The sequence below is a fragment of the Montanilutibacter psychrotolerans genome, from assembly GCF_003719825.1.
Taxonomy (GTDB): domain Bacteria; phylum Pseudomonadota; class Gammaproteobacteria; order Xanthomonadales; family Xanthomonadaceae; genus Montanilutibacter; species Montanilutibacter psychrotolerans.
Genome location: NZ_RIBS01000003.1, coordinates 148058 through 170276, shown reverse-complemented (window position 1 = coordinate 170276; position 22219 = coordinate 148058). Strand labels below are relative to the sequence as shown.

At 69.0% G+C, this 22219-nt stretch carries 18 protein-coding genes; 10 read left to right on the top strand and 8 right to left on the bottom strand.

Features of this window, described 5'->3' with window-relative positions; all coding sequences use genetic code 11:
- Positions 1–94: 94 nt before the first annotated feature.
- The 6 genes from EER27_RS07550 to ybaL form a co-directional block, all read right to left on the bottom strand.
- Positions 95–1912, bottom strand: a complete 1818-nt coding sequence (locus EER27_RS07550; protein WP_123087425.1) for a transthyretin-like family protein — start codon at positions 1910–1912, stop codon at positions 95–97.
- A gap of 631 nt (positions 1913–2543) precedes the next feature.
- On the bottom strand, positions 2544–4961 hold the full coding sequence (locus EER27_RS07545; RefSeq protein ID WP_123087424.1) for a TonB-dependent receptor plug domain-containing protein: 2418 nt from the start codon (positions 4959–4961) through the stop codon (positions 2544–2546).
- Positions 4962–5116: 155 nt separating this feature from the next.
- Positions 5117–5710, bottom strand: a complete 594-nt coding sequence (locus EER27_RS07540; RefSeq protein WP_148040979.1) for a hypothetical protein — start codon at positions 5708–5710, stop codon at positions 5117–5119.
- Positions 5622–7415, bottom strand: coding sequence for a PASTA domain-containing protein (locus EER27_RS07535; RefSeq protein WP_190285693.1), 1794 nt, complete (start codon positions 7413–7415; stop codon positions 5622–5624). The genes EER27_RS07540 and EER27_RS07535 overlap by 89 nt, the downstream gene beginning before the upstream one ends.
- A gap of 297 nt (positions 7416–7712) precedes the next feature.
- A complete protein-coding gene (locus EER27_RS07530) occupies positions 7713–8351 on the bottom strand; it encodes a YceH family protein (RefSeq protein WP_123087421.1) in 639 nt (212 codons plus the stop codon).
- 31 nt (positions 8352–8382) lie between these two features.
- A complete protein-coding gene (ybaL, locus tag EER27_RS07525; protein ID WP_123087782.1) occupies positions 8383–10080 on the bottom strand; it encodes a YbaL family putative K(+) efflux transporter in 1698 nt (565 codons plus the stop codon).
- 464 nt (positions 10081–10544) lie between these two features.
- Here ybaL and EER27_RS07520 point away from each other — a divergent pair, with 464 nt between their 5' ends.
- From EER27_RS07520 to EER27_RS07510, 3 genes are all read left to right on the top strand, one after another.
- Positions 10545–12446 (top strand): ABC-F family ATP-binding cassette domain-containing protein, encoded by a 1902-nt coding sequence (locus tag EER27_RS07520; RefSeq protein ID WP_123087780.1) that lies wholly within the window; start codon positions 10545–10547, stop codon positions 12444–12446.
- A 199-nt stretch (positions 12447–12645) separates the two neighbouring features.
- Positions 12646–13002 carry a type II toxin-antitoxin system prevent-host-death family antitoxin gene (locus EER27_RS07515; protein WP_123087420.1) on the top strand — a complete coding sequence of 119 codons (357 nt, stop codon included), beginning with the start codon at positions 12646–12648 and terminating at the stop codon, positions 13000–13002.
- Positions 12999–13628, top strand: coding sequence for an ATPase (locus EER27_RS07510; RefSeq protein WP_123087419.1), 630 nt, complete (start codon positions 12999–13001; stop codon positions 13626–13628). Before EER27_RS07515 ends, EER27_RS07510 begins: the two co-directional genes overlap by 4 nt.
- 36 nt (positions 13629–13664) lie before the next feature.
- On the opposite strand, the gene EER27_RS07505 is transcribed toward EER27_RS07510, so the two are convergent.
- Positions 13665–14570 carry a PhzF family phenazine biosynthesis isomerase gene (locus EER27_RS07505; protein ID WP_123087418.1) on the bottom strand — a complete coding sequence of 302 codons (906 nt, stop codon included), beginning with the start codon at positions 14568–14570 and terminating at the stop codon, positions 13665–13667.
- 232 nt (positions 14571–14802) lie between these two features.
- On the opposite strand from EER27_RS07505, the gene EER27_RS07500 reads away from it, so the two are divergent.
- The gene (locus EER27_RS07500) at positions 14803–15123 is read left to right on the top strand and encodes an FmdB family zinc ribbon protein (protein WP_123087417.1); all 321 of its coding nucleotides are present in this window, start codon (positions 14803–14805) and stop codon (positions 15121–15123) included.
- 292 nt (positions 15124–15415) lie between these two features.
- On the opposite strand, the gene EER27_RS07495 is transcribed toward EER27_RS07500, so the two are convergent.
- Positions 15416–16843, bottom strand: a complete 1428-nt coding sequence (locus EER27_RS07495) for a DUF3011 domain-containing protein (RefSeq protein ID WP_123087416.1) — start codon at positions 16841–16843, stop codon at positions 15416–15418.
- 245 nt (positions 16844–17088) lie between these two features.
- Between EER27_RS07495 and aspS the strand changes: the two genes are divergently transcribed.
- From aspS to ruvA, 6 genes are all read left to right on the top strand, one after another.
- Positions 17089–18882 (top strand): aspartate--tRNA ligase, encoded by a 1794-nt coding sequence (gene aspS, locus EER27_RS07490; protein ID WP_123087415.1) that lies wholly within the window; start codon positions 17089–17091, stop codon positions 18880–18882.
- A gap of 3 nt (positions 18883–18885) precedes the next feature.
- A complete protein-coding gene (locus EER27_RS07485) occupies positions 18886–19419 on the top strand; it encodes a GNAT family N-acetyltransferase (RefSeq protein ID WP_123087414.1) in 534 nt (177 codons plus the stop codon).
- Positions 19420–19457: 38 nt separating this feature from the next.
- Positions 19458–20042: a lipase family protein gene (locus EER27_RS07480; RefSeq protein WP_190285721.1), complete on the top strand. Its 585-nt coding sequence runs from the start codon at positions 19458–19460 to the stop codon at positions 20040–20042.
- A 138-nt stretch (positions 20043–20180) separates the two neighbouring features.
- Positions 20181–20912 (top strand): YebC/PmpR family DNA-binding transcriptional regulator, encoded by a 732-nt coding sequence (locus EER27_RS07475; RefSeq protein ID WP_123087413.1) that lies wholly within the window; start codon positions 20181–20183, stop codon positions 20910–20912.
- Positions 20913–20933: 21 nt separating this feature from the next.
- Positions 20934–21461, top strand: coding sequence for a crossover junction endodeoxyribonuclease RuvC (ruvC, locus tag EER27_RS07470; RefSeq protein ID WP_123087412.1), 528 nt, complete (start codon positions 20934–20936; stop codon positions 21459–21461).
- A 139-nt stretch (positions 21462–21600) separates the two neighbouring features.
- Positions 21601–22191, top strand: a complete 591-nt coding sequence (gene ruvA, locus EER27_RS07465) for a Holliday junction branch migration protein RuvA (protein ID WP_123087411.1) — start codon at positions 21601–21603, stop codon at positions 22189–22191.
- Positions 22192–22219: the final 28 nt, after the last annotated feature.

The following is a 22219-nucleotide window of genomic DNA, read 5'->3' as shown; positions in this document are numbered from 1 at the left end:
GTTTCCCGGGCCGTTGCCATGCGCGTCGCCTGGCGGCTGCGATGAGCGCCGAGCCGATCGATGCCGCGGGCGACGCTCACGGGTCCGCAGCGACCTACTTGCAGAACACCTTCTGCGTGCTGTGGCCGGAGTCGTCGTTCTCGCCATCGGTCAGCCGGCGGCGTACGCCGAGCGACACGACGTACGCACAGCTGGGCCAGGTGGAGACGTTGATTGCCTGCGAGCCGAATGCACCGCGCGGCGCAGTGCCCGACGGCAGCACCGGAAATGCCGGTGCCGGCGTGGCCGCCGTGCTGATGCCGATACTCCAGGCCGCGGTCAGCTCGTGGTCGACGGTGTACAGCAGGGTGATCGCGTTGGTGATCTTCGAACACGGTGTGCCGCCGCCGGAGAACTCCAGCAGATCCAACTGCATCACGTCGAGCCAGTTGTTGACGTGCATGCGGTCCAGGCTGTTGCTGAAAGCGGCCGGCCCGGTCGCTGGAGCGGCCTCGAACACGATGCGCAGGTCGATGCCGTGCCGCGGGCTCGACACCGCGTTTCCGGCACCGTCGCCCGGCGCCTGCGCGGCGGCCTGCACCTGGGTTGTGTCGAAACGCACCAGCGGGCCGTAGAAGCCGCCGTCGAGGCCGTTCGGGTCGACCGCGATCCAACCGTCGGTGTCCGGCACGATGACGTGCGCGGGAGGAGCTCCCCACGGCGTGCCCGGTGGCAGCGCCGGTGGCGGTGTCGGGTCCACCGTGGCGCCGGCACCCTGCAGCCGGATGGTCTGGAAGGTGTAGACCGGACCCGTGCCGAAGATGTCCCACAGGATCAGACGCGAGCCGACGTTCACCGGATGCACCAGGGCACCGGTGATCGGTTCCAGCGTGCCGGGTGCGGCGAGGTCCTCGTACCGGAAACGGTAACGCGCCGGCTGCCCGCCGATCTGCTTCGGACAGAAGCCGATCAGCTTGGTTGCCCCGAAGAACCCGTAGCCCGGGCCGCCGTGGCCAAGCACCGCACTGTTGGTGAGCCCGGTGGCGGCAACGACGTCGCCGTAGATGTGGAAGTCGCCGACGTGGGTGAACCAGGGCGTGTCGAACGGAGGCTGCTGGGTCACGTCCACGCACAGCGACACGCAGAAGCACGGCCCGACGTTTTCGCGGTCGGGCTGACGTGCACGCGAGGACGGTTCATCCAGCAGTACCGTGCCGCCGCTGCCTTCGATCCGGAAGTAGATGTCCGGCCCGCCGGCCCATTCGATGTTGATCAACGGTGAGAACGGCGTCTTGCGGAAATCGTCGACGGTGTAGTCGATGCGGAACCGGCCGGCGGCGTCGGTGATTGCATCACCCAGCGCGTCGGGCTGCCACCAGTCGGCATCGAACGCCGCCACCTTGACCCCGGCAACCGGCGACTTCTCGTCGCAGATGCGCACCGTGCCGCAGATCGTCCAGGCGCCGAACAGTGCGCGGAACGGACACCACCACCGGTACGGAATCACGTAGTCGAGGCGCTGCATCGCCGTGCGTATCGCCTGCGGTTCGGCCGGGTTGATCGTGGCCAGGTGGAACTGGCGCGGACGCGGCGGCACACCGGGTGGAACGCGCGGCGGCTTCTGGCGCGGCACGTTGCCGCAGTACACGTCGATCTCGAACGCTTCGCCGCCGTAGTTACTGGCACGGTCGAGATCGAGGATGAAATTGCCGTCGGCGTCGGTGGTGGCTTCGACGAGCAGCAACGGCGCCTTCGCCTGCACCTCGTCGTCATCGAGAATGCGAAGCGACTCTTTGATGGGGGCTGCGGCGAGTGCGGCGATGTCCGGGTCATTACGCAGGCGATAGGCGCGAACCTGCACGTTCGACAACGGCTCGGGGCAGTCGTCGCAGATCATGCCGTCGAGGCGGCCGTGGAAGGCGTACTTGCTCATGGTGGAATCTCGGGCGTGGGGGACCGACGGACGCACGATGGCAATCCGGGGTCAGGGTCGTGACGTAATCGCCGGGCGGCGTTTGCAGCACCGGTCGCGTCGCGGTGGTAGCGGCGGACGCGTTCGGGCTGCGCGGACCGGCGAAGTTGGCTGATGCGCTGCGCCCACCTCCCTGTGGCGGTGATGGACACGCTGGGCGCTTGCTGCTCCGTTCGAATCGGGACGACGACGGGGGAGCGGTGCGGTGCGTCGTCCCTGGCGCGTCGTCACCGTTGCCAGCGCGCAAGACGTTGGCGATACCGGGAGCGCATTCCAGGTGGGTGCCGGATGCTGACCGGCGGTGGGATGCGACACCACGGCATCCGACCTGCGCCGGCATGTCCGCGGCGCCGCCATTCCGTGGCCGACAGCGCATTCCCTTGTCTCAAGCCAACGCACCGCAACTGTGCATGAGGCCATCGCATCCATCGCGTCGCGCGCGCGACGCGTTGGTGTCCTGTGTCCGGCTGGGGACGCGTGCCGATGCGTCGCACGCAAAAAAACGGCCCGCGATGCGGACCGTTTTCCTGGGTACTGCCAACGCCGTGCATCGCACGGCGCGAACGGTCAGCCGATGGTCAACTGCGCGCCATCACCATCCGTAGCCGACCTTTGCGTACACGAACGCCCCGTTGAAGCCGAACGGCGACGACGCGCTGTACGGAAGCTGCCCGCCGGTGGAGTTGGCGAAGATCACCTCGTCGGGGTACTCATCCAGCACGTTGTCGGCGCCCAGCGTGAAGTCCCAGCGATCGAGCTTCCAGGTTGCAGACAGGTCCAGTGTCCACTTCGCGGCAAATGTCTGGTCCAGCGCGGGCGTGGCGCCAAGCACCGAGAACCGGCCGAAGCGCGTGGCGTTGGCACCAAACGTCCACGCACCCGCGTGCCACACGCCACCGAGGAAGAACTTGTCGCGCGGCGCGCCGACCGTGAGTCGACCCACTTCGGTGCGTCCGAAACGCACGGCCGTCGGGTCGATCGCCGCCAACGCCGCGGGGTTCGCCGCGATGCGGTCGATCTCGGTCTTGTTGTAGTTGTAACCAGTGGTCCAGTCGATGCCGCCGTTACCGAATTTCATGTTCCAGGTCGCGATCACATCGACACCATCGGTGGTGGTGTCGATGGCATTGGTGAAGTAGCGGCCGCCGCCGACATCCGGGAAGCCGTTGTTGTTGAGGTAGTTGCGCACCGCTGCCGATGTGAGGTTCTCCGACAGCGCGATCCGGTCCTCGATGCGGATGCGGTAGGCGTCGACGGTGATGTACAGGCCATCGAACGGCTGCACCACCAGGCCAAGGCTGGCGTTGCGCGACTCCTCGGCGCGAAGCGGCTCGGCGCCCAGCGCGATCGCCGCCGGGTCGTTGACGCGGAACGTGCGGATGTCGAACGGCACCGTGCCAACGCCGGGGACGCTGATGAAGTTGGTCGCCGTGGACTGGAAGAACTGCTGCTGCAGCGACGGTGCGCGAAAGCCCGTCGACAGCGTGCCGCGCAGCGCGATCTGATCGGTGATCGCCCAGCGCGCGGAAACCTTGCCCGAGCTGGTGTTGCCGAAGTCGCTGTACTGCTCGGTGCGGCCCGCCAGGCCCAGCGACACCCGCTCACCCAGGTCCGCCTCGACATCGGCGTACACCGAATAGCTGTGGCGGTCGAACGCGCGCGCGTCCGCGGGACGGAAACCGGGAAACACCTGCGACCCGGATGGCGCCGGTGCGCCGCCGGGCAGCAGCACGCCGCCGTTGAGGTAGGAGTTTGGTTCGCCGGCGTGCTGGGCGAAATCCTCGCCACGCCACTCGCCGCCAAACGCGAACGCGATGGGGTACTCCAGCCAGTCGACGTCGATCGCCCGGGTGAGATCGAGGTTGAGCACGTGCTGGGTCACTTCCAGTGCACCGGCCTTGAAGCGCGTCTGCGACGCCGCACCGAAGCTGCGGTTGAGCGAGTTCTCCACGCCGAAGCTGAGATCGCTGTGGCCATAGTTGTAGCTTAAGTCGATCCCCAGCCCGCCTGCCGTTTCACTCTTCATGCCAACTACGAACGCGCGGTCTTCGGCGATGTTGCGGATCCTTGGCAGGAAGCCATCGGGATAGATCTGCGGAACGTTGCGCGAATCACCGGCGGGTCGGTAGAAGCCGTTGGACAGCGCATCGCGCCTGCTCGCGTTGCCGAAGGAATAGAACGACACGCCTTCGGCCGGCGCGAAGCGCGTGTTGTAGGACACGGCATACTGCTCGATCTCGGGGTCGCCCTGGCGTTGCACGACGCGGCCGGGCGGTGCAGAGGTCGCAGTGGGCGTGCCGATGAACGGACGGGCGCGATCGGTCTGGTCGTTGTGCAACGCCTGCGCGGCCAGGTGCACGGCGCCACGCTCGCCCAGCGCAAAGCCGCTGTTGCCCGAAACCTGCCAACTCTCGCCGTCGCCCGCGCTGTGCTGGCCGACGCGCGTGGCGATGCTTCCGCCATGGTCGGCGCCCTTCAGCACGATGTTGATCACGCCTGCGATCGCGTCCGATCCGTACTGCGCCGATGCACCATCGCGCAGTACCTCGACCCGTTCGATAGACGCCATGGGGATGGCATTGAGATCCACCGGGGAAGAACCGCGGCCCTGCGTGCCGTTGAGGTTGATCAGCGCCGTGGCGTGTCGGCGTTTGCCGTTGACCAGCACCAGTACCTGGTCCGGCGCGAGACCGCGCAGCTGCGCAGGCCGCACCGCGTCGGTGCCGTCGGAGATCGCCGGGCGCGGAAAATTCAACGACGGCAGCGCGCGCGACAAGGCGGTCGCCAGTTCGGTGGTGCCGGTGGCTTCCAGTGTCTCGGGACTGATGATGTCGATCGGCGATGCCGATTCGGCGACGGTGCGATCGGTGACGCGCGTGCCAGTGACGATGATCCGGTCCAGCGTCCCGGTTTCATCCTCGGCGGCCTGGGCATACGCAGTGGGTGCAAACAACGTGGCGGGTGCGGCCAACGCGGCAAGGACCGCGAGGCGCAACGGGTGGTTCGACATGCCTGATCTCCTTATCGGCAGCCGCAACGGCGACCGTGGCCCGAGTAGAGCCGCAGTCACCACACCCTCCAGCCCGTCGCATCGGATAGGTTGATGGAGCGCACACAATGCGTGTGCGACTCGACACGCGAGGGGCGTGTCTCACGCGCGCGGCGTCAGCCTTCGGCCAGTCCTTGCGGCGCGGGTGCCGGGCGGTACACGCCGATCGCGAAGCCCGGAGCGTCGAAGTCGTAGCTGCCCGGCAGCGGGAGCGACGGTGACTGCGAGGGCTCGTGCAGCGCCGCTTCGCCGTACTTCAGCTGCGCGCTGACAAGGCAGCTGCCGACCGCGATCCGCGTGATGCAGCCGTTGCGGATCGTGCACGCCGCGCTGTCGAGCTGCGCCGTCAGCACGAGGGTGAAACGCAGGTTCAGCAGTTCCCGCCCGGCCACCGCCAGCGACAGCACCGGGTGCACGGTCAACGGGAACTTGCGCTTGCCCAGGCTCAGAACTTCGTCGGTGTCTGGCGGGTGCTTGCTGGCGTCGGTGTACTCGTACAACTTCAGGCCCTTGCACCAGCCTTGGGCGAGCACGCCGAAGAATTCCACGTCGAGTGCGTCGACCAGCGCCTTCGACGCGCTGCCGCGGATCAGCCCCCAGGCGTAGCTGGATTGGTGGCCGTCACCGCGTTTGCGGATCTCGTGCTCCACCTGGTCCTGGAAGCGCTCCAGCGACGCGGGCAGCAACTGCTTCAGCATCAGTCCACTCATGGCCGGTCTCCTGGTGAACCGTTGTCGGGTTGCCCTGGTTGCCCTGGTTGTCGTCGTCGTCGGCGGCGACATCGCGCAATTCGATCCAGCACCGCAGCTGCAGATCGGGCGCGCGGACCGTGCCCGGCACCGCGCCATCGCCGGACTCCACCGCCTGGAACTGCAGCGTCGCGTCGACCTTCAGGCGCATCGGCCACGGCCAAGGCTTCCAGTACCGGCGCCAGGCGAGGAGGCCAGCGGAGGCGGCCAACGCGCTTGCGGCGGCGAGGATCCAGGGCGGCCAGGGCAGGGCGGGGTTGGGATCGGGATCGGCCGGCCTGTCCGCGTTCGTGCCAGGCGAGGTCCCGCGCCCGTTCGTGTCGACCGGTGTGATGTCACTGGCCGGCCCGGGGCCGGACGCCGGCGGCGGCGTGGGCATGGGATCCGGCAATGGGTCGGGCAACGCGTCGGGCAATGGATCGGGCAGCGGCTCCGGAACGGGATCCGGGGCGGGGCCCGATGGTGGCGTCGGTGTCGTCGGCGCTGGCGTTGCGACGGCAACCGGCGGCGACTGCGCCAGCGTTACGTTGACTGCGCTGTCGAGCACCGCCTCGCTACCCGCGGCTGGCTGCTGGGAATGCACGCGGCCGGTGCCGCCGGGTCGCTCGACGGTCGCCTGTGATCCCAGCGAGAAGCCGGCACGGGCCAGTTGCGCGCGTGCCTGCTCGACGGTGAGCGCGCGCAACGCCGGCACCCGGTTGCGCCCGGAGGCGACGGCGTAGTCGACGAAGCTGCCCACGCGCACCACGGTGCCGGCGTCCGGCGCGCTGCGGATCACCCGGCCGCGCGGCAGTCGTGAGGGCTCGCTTCCGATCGCGCGCGGTCGCAGGCGTGCTCGTGCCAGCAGCTGTTGCGCGCTGGCTTCGGTTTGCCCCGTCAGCGGCGGCACCGTGGTGTCCTGCGGCGGTCGGCGGAGATCCAGATCGATCGCGTCGCCGAGTCGCACGCGCGTGCCGGGGAGTGGCCGCTGCACGATCACGATGCCGACCGTTCCCTCCTCGTGCACCTCGCCGATCGTGCCAACGGTCAGCCGGCGTTCGTGCAGTTCGGCCACCGCCTGGCCTTCGTGCATGCCCTGGACATCGGGAACCACGACGAACCGATCGCGCGGTGCCGGCGTTGGCGTTGTTGCGGTTGGGGACTGCGACGCGTCCTGAGTCGGCGGCGCCGGCGCGGCGGAGGTCCAGTAGTCGACCCCGCTCCCGACGGCGACCACTGTGCCGGAGACGGGGGCGGTGATTGCAATCGTCCCGGGCGGATGGTCGGACGCGCGTTCGCCGCGATCAACGCCGCGCAGGCCGCTTGCGACCAACAGGCGTTGCGCCATGGCGGTGGTCATGCCGACCACCCGGGGCACCGTCGTGCATCGGGTTGCCGCGCCTTGCGCATCGCGGCATCGGCGGACGTCGGTGCCGCCCTGTGGGCCCGTCGGTGCCGCCTGGTCCAGCGCGGTGGCCTGCCACCGGGTCAGCCGCGTCGGGGTTGTGTGCGTCTGCGAACAGGGGATTGGCGCGCCGTTGGCATCGCGGCACGTGGGCGGTGAGGTGGTGTCGACCGGCTGCGTGGTGACGGCCTGGCGTTGCAACGTCGTCGATGACGACGCCCGTGGGCGATCCTGCGCCATGGCGACCGGCAGCAGGGTCAGCAACCACAGGGTCGCTGCCATCAGCGCAATCGGGATGCCCCACGCGGCAGATGGTCGCTGCCGTACCACCGCCCAACGCCACCAGGCCGGTGCGACTCGAGTGCAGGTGATGGCGCGCATGCCTCCTCCCTGGCGTGGCGGGGCATGCAGGCGCAGCGGGTGCGCGCCGAGGCCGCGCCGACGTACACGGCGACCTCGCCCTCATCCCCTGTTGCAACGCGACCATCGCGGGGTATCGGACAGCGCGGACAGCGCCGCGCATCGGGGAACCGTGTGACTTCCGATACCGCTGCAATCACCGCGTGGGAAGCCGCTCCCTTAGCTGGCGTGCGCATCCCGGCGCGCTTCCAGTGCCTCGATGCGCGCTTCCAGGGCGGCGATGCGATCTTCCAGCGCACCGCGTGACGGGCCCGCCGCCGTCGCGGACGCGGCAATCGCCGACGCATCCGGTTCGCCGCAAAGCAGGTGTGCGTACCGCTCGCCCCGCTGACCGGACTGGCGTGGCAGCACGGTGACCAGCGCCGGTTCGCGCTGCGCGAGGCGTTCGAGCGCGTACTGCACGTCGTCGGCGGAGTCGAACTTCGCCATGCGGTCGCTGCGCGCCAGCAGCTCGTGCGCGGTCTGTGGCCCGCGCAGCATCAGCAGCGCCAGCAATGCCGTCTGCGCGCGCGTCACGCCGAGCACGGCGGCCATGCGGTGCTCGTAGCGTTCGGCCCGCGCGCTGTGCTGCGATTTCACCCAGCCGCGCGGTTCGAGTTGACGCAAGGCGTGTGCGGTCTCGCCGGGCTCGAGTTCCATCGTCGGCTCGCGCGCGGTCTTCTGGTTGCAGGCAACCACGATCGCGTTGAGCGTCAGCGGGTAGGTGTCGGGTGTGGTCGCTTCCTTCTCCACCAGGCAGGCGAGGATGCGCGCCTCGGTGGTGCTGAGTTGCGCGCGTTTGCTGTCGTTGTCGTCCATCGGGATGCTGGTCTGCTGGTAGGTGGAAGGGTCAGGCGATTGCCGGCGGCAGGTGGCGGTTGCCGCGATAGTGCGGTGTTGCCATCACCATCTCGGCGATGCTGTGGGCGAGTTCGCGTTCGGCCAGCACTGCTGCATCGGCACCGTGGGCGAGCAGGTGGCGGACCTCGGTCTCGCTGTGCGCGCGCGCCAGGATGGTCAACGCCGGATTGAGCTTCTTGAGCCGTTCCATCGCCTCGCCGGCTTCCAGCGGTTGCGGGATCGCGAACACCGCCATCGTGGCCTCGCCTGGCGACGCCTCCAGCAGCACGCGCTCGTGCACGGCGTTGCCGCGCACCACGGGCAAGCCGGCGGCGCGTGCCTGGTCGGCGCGGTCGCCATCGTCCTCGATCACCACCACCGGTACGCCGCGCTCGTGCAACAGCTTGGCCAGGTGGCTGCCGACCCGTCCGAAGCCGACCACGATCGCGTGGCCGGCGATGTCGATCGGCTGCGGTGGCGGGTCGTCGACGGGCATGCCCTTGCTGACGGCATGGGCATCGGCGCGTGCCTGCCACTTGTCCAGCGCGGCGAAGATCAGCGGGTTGGCGATGATCGACAGCAGTGCGCCGGCCAGCACCAGGTCACGGCCCTCGGCGGGCAGTACGTCGATGTCGACGCCGATGCCGGCCAGGATGAAGGAGAACTCGCCGATCTGCGCCAGACTGGCCGAGATCGTCAGCGCGATCGAGTTGCTGCGGCCGAACGCGCGAACGATCGCAAACGCCGCCAGCGATTTTCCGATCACGATCACCAGGAACGTGGCCAGCACCGCCAGCGGGTTGTCCAGCACCACGCTGGGGTCGAACAACATGCCGATCGACACAAAGAACAACACAGCGAATGCGTCGCGCATCGGCAGCGAGTCGGCGGCCGCCTTGTGGCTGAACTCGGACTCGTTGAGCATCATGCCGGCGAAGAACGCGCCGAGCGCGACCGACACACCGAACAGGTAGGTCGATCCGAATGCCACGCCCATCGCGATCGCCAGCACACACAGCGTGAACAGCTCGCGCGAGCCGGTCCCGGCAACGCGCTCGAGCACCCACGGGATGACGCGCCGGCCGACCACCAGCATCACCACCACGAACGCGGTGAGCTTGCCCAGGGTCAGCAGCAGCGACGCGCCCAGACTGAGGTCGCCGGCGCTGGCGGATTTGCCGCCCAGCGCGCCGGCCAGCGCCGGCAGCAGGACCAGCGCGATCACCATCGCCAGGTCTTCGACGATCAGCCAGCCCACCGCGATGCGGCCGCGCTCGGATTCCAGCAGGCGACGGTCTTCCAGCGCGCGCAGCAGCACGACGGTGCTGGCCACTGACAACGCCAGGCCGAATACCAGGCCGGCGCCGTGGCTCCAGCCCAGCGCCAGCGCCAGGCCCCAGCCCAGCGCGGTCGCCACGGCGATCTGCACCACCGCGCCGGGCACCGCGATCGTCTTGACCGACATCAGGTCGCGCAGCGAAAAGTGCAGGCCCACGCCGAACATCAGCAGGATCACGCCGATCTCGGAAATCTCGAATGCCAGGTTCTCGTCGGCGACGAAGCCCGGCGTGAATGGCCCGATCACGATGCCGGCAATCAGGTAGCCGGCCAGCGGCGACAGCTTCAGGCGATTGGCTATCGAGCCGAAGATGAAGGCCAGTACCAGGCTGGAGGCGAGCAGGGCGATCAGCGGGGTGTGGTGTTGCACCGCCGGTCCGGACTGGGCGGCGGGGTTGGATGCGAGCAGGGCGATCAGCGGGATGGGGAACTCCATCGGGTCTCCGTTCTGGGACGCTCCGGGGACGGGCGTCGGGGGCGGACGGCTGCCAGCGGGCAGCGAAGGGATAGTGCAGGCGTCGCGATGGCGGGTTGCGGTCGCGGCCCCGGGATCGGGGCCGGCGGAAAACCGCACGCAGATGGCGACATGCCCGATGGTAACCGATGCCCAGCGCGCCCCAGCGCCGATTTCGACGGCCATCGCCGCCGCCGCGCGTCGCCTATCCGCCTTGGCACGAGCCCCGGAGGAGGGCTGGTGCCGGCATCGCTGTTAGACTGCCCGGCCCGACCGCCCCCGGTCGACGTGTGCCCCGCCCTCCGGCGGCCACCGTCGCCACCGACGCGTGTCCGTTGCCGCCGCGGGTCTGCCGGCGCGGCACCACCTGGAACCTGCTGATGATTGCCTTTCGTGACTTCGCCCTCCGCCGCGGCGAGCGCCTGCTGCTGTCCAACGTCGACCTGACCATGCATGCCGGCTGGCGCGTGGGCGTGATCGGCCGCAACGGCACCGGCAAGTCGTCGCTGTTTGCGGCCATCCAGGGCGAGGTCGAGGCCGATCGCGGCGACCTGGACATCCCCAATCGCGTGCGCATCGCCAGCGTCGCCCAGGAAACGCCGTCGCTGCCCGATCCGGCGCTGGACTTCGTGCTGTCCGGCGACGCCGCCGTGCATGCGGCGATCCAGGCCGAGGCCAATGCGTTTGCCAACGAGGACTGGGAGGCGGTTGCCGAGGCCCATCACCGCCTTGAAGAACTCAACGGCTACGACGCCGCTGCCCGCGCGGGCAAGCTGCTGCACGGCCTGGGTTTCTCGGCCGACACCCACCAGCGCGCGGTCAGTGAGTTCTCCGGCGGCTGGCGCGTGCGCCTGAACCTGGCGCGCGCGCTGATGACGCCCAGCGACCTGCTGCTGCTGGACGAACCGACCAACCACCTCGACCTCGACGCGGTGCTGTGGCTGGAACAGTGGCTGCTGAAGTACCCCGGCACGCTGCTGCTGATCTCGCACGATCGCGAGTTCCTCGACGAGGTCACCACGCACACGCTGCACCTGCACGGCGGCGGCGCGAAGATCTACACCGGCGACTACACCGCGTTCGAGCGCCAGCGTGCCGAGCACCTGCGCCTGCAGCAGATCACCCACGAGAAGGTGCAGGCCGAGCGCGCCCACCTGCAGAGCTTCATCGACCGCTTCAGCGCCAGCGCGGCCAAGGCCAAGCAGGCGCAGTCGCGCGTCAAGCGCCTGGCCAAGATGGCCAACACCGAGGCCGTGCGCGTCGAGCGCGCGCTGCACATCGAATTCCCGGCACCCGGACGCCTGCCGCACGCGCTGTTGCGCGTCACCCACGCCGACTGCGGCTACCGCAACGGCGACGAAACCACCACGATCCTGCACGACGTCGGCTTCATCCTCGAAGCCGGCGACCGCGTCGCGCTGCTGGGCCCCAACGGCGCCGGCAAGTCCACGCTGGTCAAGTCGCTGGTCGGCGAACTGGCGTTGCTGTCGGGCGAGCGCGGCGGCCATCCTGACCTTCGCATCGGCTACTTTGCCCAGCACACCGTCGAATCGCTGCACGAGGGCGTCAGCGCGATCGACCACCTGGCCGAGATCGCCCCGGGCGTGGGTACCCAGCAGCTGCGCGACTTCCTGGGCAAGTGGAATTTCCCGGGCAACCGCGCCTTCGAATCGGTGGATGGCTTCTCCGGTGGCGAGCGCGCGCGCCTGGCGCTGGCGCTGATCGCGTGGACGCAGCCCAACGTGCTGCTGCTCGACGAGCCCACCAACCACCTCGACCTCGACATGCGCGAGGCGCTGGCCGAGGCGCTGGCCGAATTCCCCGGCGCGATCGTGATGGTCTCGCACGACCGCCACCTGATCGGCCTGGTCTGCGACACGTTCTGGCGCGTCGCCGACGGCACGGCCGTGCCGTTCGACGGCGATCTGGACGCCTACGCGGTGTGGCTGCGCACGCGCGACAACAGCAACGACGGCAAGGGCATCGCCAAGCCGGCCGCGACCGCCGCCGCTGCGGCCGCTGCCGCGCCTGTGGCCGCCGCCGCATCGCCGGCGCCGGCCGCCAGGAAGTCCAAGGCCAACCCGCACAAGCTGGCCAAGGCCGAGGCGCTGGTCGCCGAACTGGAAGGCAAGCTGGCCGCGCTCGAAACCGAGCTGGCGGACCCGTCGCTGTACGCGGCTGGCGGTACCCGCGCGGCGGATGTCGGTCGCGAGCGCGACCGCCTCGCCGCGCAGCTGGCCACGGCCGAGGCCGACCTGCTGGCGCTGTACGACGCGGCCTGAGTCATCCAGTGCGGTGTCGCTGACGCCCGTCTGACGGTTGCGCGGCGTGTGCCACGCGGGCCCCGGTGGATGTCGAGCCAGCGCCGCTCGCCGGCGTCGGCGAGCTGGGCGAACCGCGGGCCCGGTAGTTCGGTCATTTTTGCCAAAATGGCAAAAAAGGGTATATTTCCACCTGCGCCCCCAGGCGCAGGAGCGAACCGTGGCCCTGCCTCTCAATCTCGATTCGATCGAGGATCTTCCCCGCACGCCGGCCTCCGATGTGAAGAAGCTTGGCTGGCGCGGTGTCATGAAAGCTGTCAGCCGCGAAGGCAAGGTCGTAGTGACCAATCACAACGAGCCCGAAGCGGTGATCCTCTCGGTCGAGGAGTACGGCACCATCGTGCGCGCCCTGCATGAGGCCGAATCCAGGAACGCGTCGGCACTCGATGCGCTTCGCCACCGCTTCGACGAGCGTTTGGCGTCACTACAGGCTGCAGACGCCGGCACTCGCCTCCGTTTGCTGATGCGTGGTCCTGCCAAGCTCGGCGGTAAGGTCAAGGCCGGGGAGAGTCATTGAAGGCGCGCCCCGTTCTCTTTGTCCTCGCAGGGGTAAATGGCGCGGGCAAGAGTTCGATCGGCGGACATTTGCTGGAGCGGGATGGGCTGGCATGGTTCAACCCCGATGCGTTTGCGCGTGAGCTCATCGCCGAAACCGGCTGTGACCAGGCCCAGGCCAATGCGATCGCGTGGCAGGAAGGCATGCGGCGTCTGGATGAGGCCGTCGCCCGTGGCGCACACTTTGCCTTCGAGACCACGCTGGGTGGCCGAACTGTTCCGTCGAAGATCAAGGCAGCCGCCAAGACGCATGACGTGATGATCTGGTTCTGCGGCCTGTCATCGCCAGAGCAGCACATCGCTCGCGTCAGTGCTCGAGTGGCTGTGGGCGGGCACGGCATTCCCGAGGGCAAGATCCGCGAGCGTTACCCTGTTGCGCTGGAAAACCTGATTGCGCTCATGCCGTACCTGGCGCACCTGCAGGTGTACGACAACAGTGTCGACGTTGCGCCGGGAGAAGCGATTCCGGACCCGTTGCTGGTCGCGGAGATGGCTTCGGGCAAGCTCACCTGGCCGGACGACGTGACGTCGCTTGAGCGGACGCCGGAATGGGCGAAGCCACTACTGGAAGCGGCGCTGTCGATGTGAGTGGCCAGTTGTGTAGAACCGCCTGAGCGATGCCAGCTAGCGGATCGAGGTCAACGCCACCTGCGGGCCCATCACGGCGCGGCCTTCGATCTCGACCTCCACCGGGATGTCGCCTTCGGCGCGCACGCTGACATCGACAAAGCCGCCGCGGCCGTTCGCGGCCTGCTGGCGCGCGCGGAAACGCGTGAACCCACCGACCGTGAGCAGCAGGCCGTGGCGCACGAGGTAGGCGCCGAGCGGCCCGTTGGCGTTGCCGGTCACCGGGTCCTCTTCGATGCCGATCGCCGGTGCGAACATGCGCCCGTGGCAGAGCGCGTCGTCGTCGTCCGCGCTGTCCAGCGTGAACACGTAATAGCCATTGCTACCCACCAGCGGGCTCAATTCGGCCAGCTGCGCGAAGTCGGGCCGCAGCTCGCGCAGCCGGTCGCGTCGCTCGATGCCGAGCAGCAGCTTGCCGTGGCCGGTGCTGACGAACTGCAGCGGGCACCGGAAATCCAGGTCGGTGATGCCCACGCCCAGCGCCGCCATCACCTCGGGAACCAGCTCGGGCGCGAGCGGCTCGCGGAACTCCGGCCGGTTCTGCCGGATCCGCACGGCGATCCCTTGGTCATCGCGCACGGTCTCGATGCGTTGCACGCCGGCACCGCTGAGCTGGTGGATCACGCCGGTGTGCCCGCTGGCGCTGGCCAGCACGAAATGCGCGGCGATGGTGGCGTGGCCGCACACCGGAACTTCGACGGTCGGAGTGAAGAAGCGCAGCTGCAGGTCGTGGTCGGGCCCGGAAGCGGGCAGCACGAAGGCGGTTTCGGAGCATCCCAGCTCCGCGGCGATGGCCTGCATCTGTGCCGGATCCAGTCCGGCGGCATCGGTGACCACGCCGGCGGCATTGCCCTGTCCGGGCGTGGTGGTGAACGCGTCGACGCGGTAGGCGTGCAGTGGCATGGAGGGGCCCGTGCGGAGTCGTTGCCGAGTATAGGCATCCGGCGGCGGTTGACACCGGGTGGCGGGCATGGGGTGCGCCGGTTTCGTGGCCCGGTCGGGCGCGAGGCGAGGGTGGGGCGCCTGGGGGCATCGGGTCTGGGCGCCGGGGCCGGGCTTGGCGGTGGTTCACCTTGATTCCGGCAGCAACGCCCCCATCTGGTCAGGCTGGTCCACCGCCGAACGAATCTCCACCATGCCGATCTACGCTTTCGGGTGCGCCGCCTGCGGCCACCAGTTCGACCGCCTGCAGAAGATGTCCGACCCGGATCCGGTCGATTGCCCCGAATGCGGACAGTCGGAAGTGGGTCGGCAGCTGACCGCGCCGCAGTTCCGCCTGGCCGGCGGTGGCTGGTATGAAACCGACTTCAAGAAGGACGGCGACAAGAAGCGCAACCTCGCCGACGGCGGCAGCAGCGCCGGTGCCGCGAAGCCCGCCGACAGCGGCGCACCGGGCAAGCCCAAGGCCGACCCGGCACCCGCGCCCGCCAGCAAGCCGGTCAGTCCGTCGGCCTGACGACCGGCCGCTCTGCCGGTCACGATCTGCAAAGCACGATCTGCCAGGCACGACCTGCCAGGCACGAGCCGCCCACCGCCCATTCCATTGCGACCGGCGACGTTTGTCGAGTCATCGCTCTCGACCGGCTGAACCGCGCCCGCGCGGCCCGGCTGTCGCGTCGCCAGACCGGACGGCGCGCTGATTGTCGAGCCGTGAACGGCCGGCGCGCGGTCGGGTAAAGGCAGGCGCCGGTCCACGCGGCAGCACCGAGGTGCTGCCGCTGGCCATACCGTGTGGAAAGTCGGGTGCCTCAGCGCGCGCCGAACCGGCCGCTGCAATGGTTACTGACCCACACGGCGTTGCCGTCGTAACCCCAGGTCCGACCTTCGATGCACGGCTCGTTGGAGAGTTGACGGATCAGGTGCGGGCGGCCAAAGCGGGAGGCGTCCCAGTTGCAGCGGTTGCCGCGGTTGGAGTGGCTGCTGCAGGTGATCTGGTAGTCACCGTTGCCGCCGCCGGGGTAACCGCCGCCGGCATAGTCACCGTCGTCATATCCGCCGTCGCCGTTGCCCTGGAACTCGGCACGGCAGCCGTTGGACACCCAGATCGCGGTGGACGAAGACTGGCCCCAGCTGTGGCCCTCGATGCACGGCGAATTGGACAGCCGGCGCGACACCGTCGCCCGGCCGTAGCGGGGTGGCCACGGGCAGGTGATGCGCCGGTTGTCGTGACTTTCGCACGTCATGCGGCCCGTCTGGCCGTGGCCGTTGCCGCCGCGTCCCTCGCCGAAGATCGCGCGGCAGCCGTTGTTCACCCAGACCGAACCGTCACGCGCGCCCCAGCTGTTGCCCTCGACGCAGGCGCGGTCGGACAGCTGCCGGACCATCACGGCGCGGCGCCGGAAGCCAGTACGGCATTCGCGGTAGCGGTTGTCCACGCTCTCGCACTGGACCTGGTCGCGGTTGTTGCCACCCGACCAGCCGCCCTGCTCGGCGAACACCGCGCGGCAGCCGCGATCCACCCACACCATGCCGTCGCGCGCGCCCCAGTTCTGGCCTTCGTTGCAGGCGCTGTCGGACAGCTTGCGGACCATCACGGCGCGGCCACGGAACCCCGTGCGGCACTCGCGGTAGCGGTTGTCCACGCTTTCGCACTGGACCTGGTCGCGGTTGTTGCCGCCCGACCAGCCGCCCTGTTCGGCAAACACCGCGCGGCAGCCGCGATCCACCCACACCATGCCGTCGCGGGCGCCCCAGTTCTGGCCTTCGTTGCAGGCGCTGTCGGACAGCTTGCGGACCATCACGGCGCGGCCACGGAACCCCGTGCGGCACTCGCGGTAGCGGTTGTCCACGCTCTCGCACTGGACCTGGTTGCCGCTGCCGTAACCGTAGCCGCCCTGGTCGTAGCCCTGATCGCCGTACTGGCCGTTGCCGGCGGCGACCACGCGGGCGATCTCGGTGGTGATGCGGGCCAGATCCCAGCCCTGGCCATCGACCTGGCCGAGCAAGTAGCCCAGCTGGTTGGCGTCGATGCTGCGGCCGCCGGACTGCTGCGCGAATGCCTGGGTGATGGCCTGGGCCTGGGCCTCGCGCGTCATGCCGCGCAGGTTCTGGTTGGCGGATTGGGCGCTGGCGATGCCGCAGACGGCGACCAGGCAGGCCAGCAACCATCCGCGCAGTTGTCGTCGCGGCATGGCGTGGGTGGCGGTGGGGAACGGTTCCGATGGCAATTGCGGCATGTTGGCTTTCCCCCAAGGACGTGGCGGAGCGGTGGTTTCAGCGGTGCGCGTGACGGCGGCCACAATGGCTCGCGCAGTAACCCGCCGCAATGGTTAAGGCCGCGTGTTTCCGCCGTGGGTTGGCGGCCGTAAAGGAAAGGCGCCGCCGGCCCCGACCAACCCCCGCGGCAGACCCGCTAAACTGTGCGGCCCTGCGCGTGCGGATCGTCCCGACCGCCCGCGCCAGCATCCGTTCCGGAGTTTCCATGCGTACCCACTATTGCGGCCTCGTCGACGAGAGCCTGATCGACCAGACCGTGACCCTGTGCGGCTGGGTGAACACCACCCGCGTCCAGAGCCACGTGGTCTTCATCGACCTGCGCGACCACGAGGGCGTCGTCCAGCTGGTGGTCGATTCCGACACCGCCGAGCTGTTCAAGGCCGCCGCCGCGCTGGGGTACGAGGACTGCGTGCGCATCACCGGCGCGGTTCGGCTGCGCCAGGCCGCGAACGACAAGATCCGCAGCGGCAAGGTCGAGCTGCTGGCCAGCGCGATCGAAGTGCTCAACAAGGCCGAGCCGCTGCCGTTCCACGCCCACGAGAACCCGGGCGAGGACGTGCGCCTGAAGTACCGCTACCTCGACCTGCGCACGCCGGACATGCAGCGCAAGATGCGCACCCGCATCAAGCTGGTGCAGGCGCTGCGTCGTTACCTCGACGAACGCGGCTTCCAGGACATCGAAACCCCCATCCTCACCAAGGCCACGCCCGAGGGTGCGCGCGACTTCCTGGTGCCTGCGCGCATGCACGAGGGCGAGTTCTACGCGCTCCCGCAATCGCCGCAGCTGTTCAAGCAGATCCTGATGATGGCGGGCTTCGACCGCTACTACCAGATTGCCCGCTGCTTCCGCGACGAAGCGCTGCGCGCCGACCGCCAGCTCGAGTTCACCCAGCTCGACATGGAGTTCGCGTGGGTGTCCGAGCGCGACGTGCAGGATCTCACCGAGGAGATGATCCGCTCGGTGTTCCGCGAGGTGATGGGGGTCGAGCTTGCCGCGCAGTTCCCGCGCATGACGTACGAAGAGGCCATGCGCCGCTTCGGCTCGGACAAGCCCGACCTGCGCATCCCGCTGGAGTTCACCGACATCGCCGAGCTGGTCAAGACCTGCGAATTCAAGGTCTTCACCGACTGGGCCAACCACGAGGACGGCCGCGTGGTCGCGCTGCGTGCGCCGGGCGCCGCGTCGCTGTCGCGCAAGCAGATCGACGACATTGCCGCGCATGCCGCCAAGCACGGTGCCAAGGGCCTGGCATGGATGAAGGTGGACGACCTGGCCAAGGGCCTGGAGGGCGTCACCTCGCCGATCGCCAAGTTCCTGGACGACGCAACGCTGACCGCCATCCTGGCCGCCACCGGGGCCGCCAGCGGCGACCTGGTGCTGTTCGGGGCCGCCAGCTACAAGTCGGCCAGCGACTTCATGGGCGCAGTGCGCATCAAGCTTGGCCGTGACCTGGGCCTGGTCGCCGACGGTTGGACGCCGCTGTGGGTTACCGACTTCCCGATGTTCGAGTGGGACGAGGAAGAGGGCCGCTACGTGGCGCTGCACCACCCCTTCACCGCTCCGGCGGTCGACGATGTCGCCGACCTGCGCGCCAACGCCAGGACCGCGGTCAGCCGCGGCTACGACATGGTGCTCAACGGCAACGAGATCGGCGGCGGTTCGATCCGCATCCACAACTCGGCGATGCAGTCGGCGGTGTTCGAGCTGCTTGGCATCGGCGCGGAAGAGGCCGAGGGCAAGTTCGGCTTCCTGCTCGATGCGCTCAAGTTCGGCGCGCCGCCGCACGGTGGCATCGCGTTCGGTATCGACCGCATCGCCGCGTTGATGGCCGGCACCGAATCGATCCGCGACGTGATTGCGTTCCCCAAGACCACCACCGCGCAGTGCCTGATGACCGGCGCGCCGTCGCCGGTGCCGGACAAGCAGTTGGCCGAAGTGCACGTCTCGGTGCGCCCGAAGCTCGCCCCGACGGCCGACGGCACGGCCGGGCAGGGCTGAGCCATGGCGCTGGCGATCCGGCGCGCCACCGTGGCCGATGCGCCGACGTTGTCGCGCATCGCCACGCAGACGTTCACCGAGACCTTCGGCCACCTCTATCCCGAGGCTGACCTGCAGGCCTTCATCGCCGACAGTTACTCGGTCGAGAAGCAGGCGGTGATCCTGGGTCATCCCGATTACGCGGTGTGGTTGCTCGAAGACGATGGCGTGGCAGTCGGGCACGCCGCCGCCGGGCCCTGCGGCCTGCCACATCCGGACGTGGCCGCAGGCGACGGCGAACTGAAACGACTGTATGTGCTGCCGAGCGTGCAGAACGGCGGTTGGGGCGGGCGCCTGTTCCAGGCCGCTCTCGACTGGCTGCAGTCCGACGGTCCGCGCACGCTGTGGATCGGCGTGTGGTCGCAGAACCTCGGCGCGCAGCGGCTCTACGGCCGTCACGGCTTCGCGCACGTGGGCGACTACGAATTCATCGTCGGCAATACGCGCGACCACGAGTACATCCTGCGGCGCGGCCCGACGATGGAGCCGTCGACGTGAGCACGCGTCGTGTCGTGCTGGTGCACGGCATCTGGAACATGGGCGCGTGGCTGCAGATGCTGGCCGCGCGCCTGCGCGGCAGCGGCTTCGAGCCGGAAATCTTCACCTACGCCAGCGTGTTCGGCGGCCCCGATGCAGCCGTCGCGCGTCTGCGCGAATCGCTCGCACGCTCACCGTGCATGGTGGTGGGCCACAGCCTCGGCGGGCTGATCTCGCTGGAGGCCCTGCGCCTGCAGCCGGACCTGCCGGTGTCGCGCGTGGTATGCCTGGGCTCGCCCCTGCACGGCAGCGTCGCCGCGCGCGCGGTGGCCTCCCGCGGCTGGACCGCGCCGGCCCTCGGGCGCAGTGCGCAACTGCTCCAGAGCGGGCTGCCGGAGTGGAATTGCCGGGCGCAGGTGGGCATGGTGGCCGGACGGATTGCGCACGGACTGGGGCGGTTGTTCGCCCAGTTCGATGGCGATTCCGACGGCACCGTGACCGTCGACGAGACCCGCGTTCCCGGGCTGGCCGACCACTGTGTCGTGGCGTCCAGCCACAGTGGGCTGGTATTTTCGCCCGAAGCGGCGGCGCAGGCGGCCCATTTCCTCCACCACGGCCGCTTCGCGCACGACCGGCTGGCGTAACCCGGCGCATGCGCCCGATTCCTGAACATCCCGCGGTGCACGCCGGGCAGGGTGTGCGTGAACCGGGTCGATGCCCGGCGCGCGGTCCAAGTTCGCGTAAAATCGCCGCCTCGCCATTGCCTGGTTCTGGAAAAACGTATGGGTAGGGGACCGTCAATCGCTGGCCGCAAGAACGCCTCGGACGCGAAGCGCGCCAAGGTGTTCACCAAGATCATCCGCGAGATCACCGTTGCCGCGCGCGCCGGTGGCGGCGATCCGGGCGGAAACCCGCGCCTGCGAAGCGCCATCGACAAGGGCCTGTCGGCCAACATGACCAAGGACGTGATCGAGCGTGCGGTCAAGAAGGCCACCGGCGAGCTGGAAGGCGTCGAGTACGAGGAGATCCGCTACGAGGGCTATGCCCCGGGCGGCGTGGCGGTGATCGTCGACTGCCTCACCGACAACCGCGTGCGTACCGTGGCCGACGTGCGCCATGCGTTCGGCAAGTTCGGCGGCAACATGGGCACCGAAGGCTCGGTCGCCTTCATGTTCAAGAAGCTGGGCGTGCTGAGCTTTGCGCCCGGCGTCGACGAGGAAGCGATCACCGAGGCCGCGATCGAAGCCGGTGCCGACGACATCGTGGTCTATCCCGACGACGGCGCGATCGACGTGCTGACCTCGCCGGATGCGTTCGAGGCGGTCAAGGCGACGCTGGTGGGGGCGGGCTTCGTCCCGGACCTGGCCGAAGTCACCTACCGGGCCGACAACGACATCGCCGTCGAGGGCGACACCGCCCAGCAGGTGGTCAAGCTGCTCGACTGGCTCGAAGACATGGACGACGTGCAGAACGTCTACTCCAACGCCGACCTCGGCGCCGATGCGTACGCGTAACGCCCTTCCGACTGCCGCGCCGTGACCCGCATCCTCGGTATCGATCCCGGTTCGCAGCGCACCGGCATCGGCGTCATCGACGTGGCAGCCGACGGCCGCTGCACATTCGTGCATTGCGAGGCGATCAAGCTGCTCGATGCCGCCGACTTCCCGTCCCGGCTCGGCCTGCTGTGCGAGAACCTGGAGCGCGTGCTGGACGAGTGGCAGCCAGGACAGGTCGCCATCGAGACAGTGTTCATGGACAAGTCGGCGACATCGGCGCTCAAGCTCGGCCACGCCCGTGGCGCGGCTCTGGCGACCGTGGTGCGCCGGCACCTGCCGATCAGCGAATACGCACCGCGCGTGATCAAGCAGTCGCTGGTCGGGCGTGGCGCCGCCGACAAGGAGCAGGTGCAGCACATGGTGCGCCTGCTGCTCAATCTGCCCGGCGTGAAACTGCAGGCCGACGCTGCCGACGCACTGGCGGTGGCATTGACCCACGCCCACATGAGCGCGACCGTCGCGCGCACCGGCGTGGCCATCAACCAGTTGCGCAGGCGCGGCACGTGATGGCCCAGGTCGTCGCATGCGGCGTCGCCGTGGTGGGGTGGAGCGCCTCGCCCGCCGTTGATGGCGTGGATCGCGCCGCACCCGCAACCGCATTCCACCGCACGCAAACCGCCGGCCGCCCTGGCCTGGAGAGCACGCCATGATTGGACGTCTGCGCGGCAACTTGATCCACAAGCAGCCGCCGTGGCTGATCGTCGATGTCAACGGCGTCGGCTACGAGCTCGAAGCGCCAATGAGCACGTTCTACGACTTGCCCGAGCTCGGTCGGGAAGTCTCGCTGTTCACCCATTACGCGCAGAAGGAAGACAGCGTTTCGCTGTACGGCTTCCTGCGCGAGGGCGAGCGCCGCCTGTTCCGCGACGTGCAGAAGGTCACCGGCATCGGTGCGAAGATCGCCCTGGCGGTGCTTTCGGGGGTGTCGGTGGATGAGTTCGCGCGCATGGTCCAGGCCAGCGACGTGACCGCGCTGACGCGCATCCCCGGGATCGGCAAGAAGACCGCCGAACGCATGGTCGTGGAACTGCGCGATCGCGCCGCCGACCTCGCCGGTGCAGGCGCCACGCTCACCGCCGGCGGCACCGTGTTCGATCCGCAGGGCGAGGCCGTGATCGCGTTGCAGCAACTGGGTTACAAGCCGGCGGAAGCCGTGCGCATGGCGCGTGACGCCACCGCGGCTGGCGACGACGCCGCCACCATCATCCGCAAGGCGCTAAAGTCCGCGCTTCGCTGAGCCCACGGCGGCCACCCCGCCCAGAGCA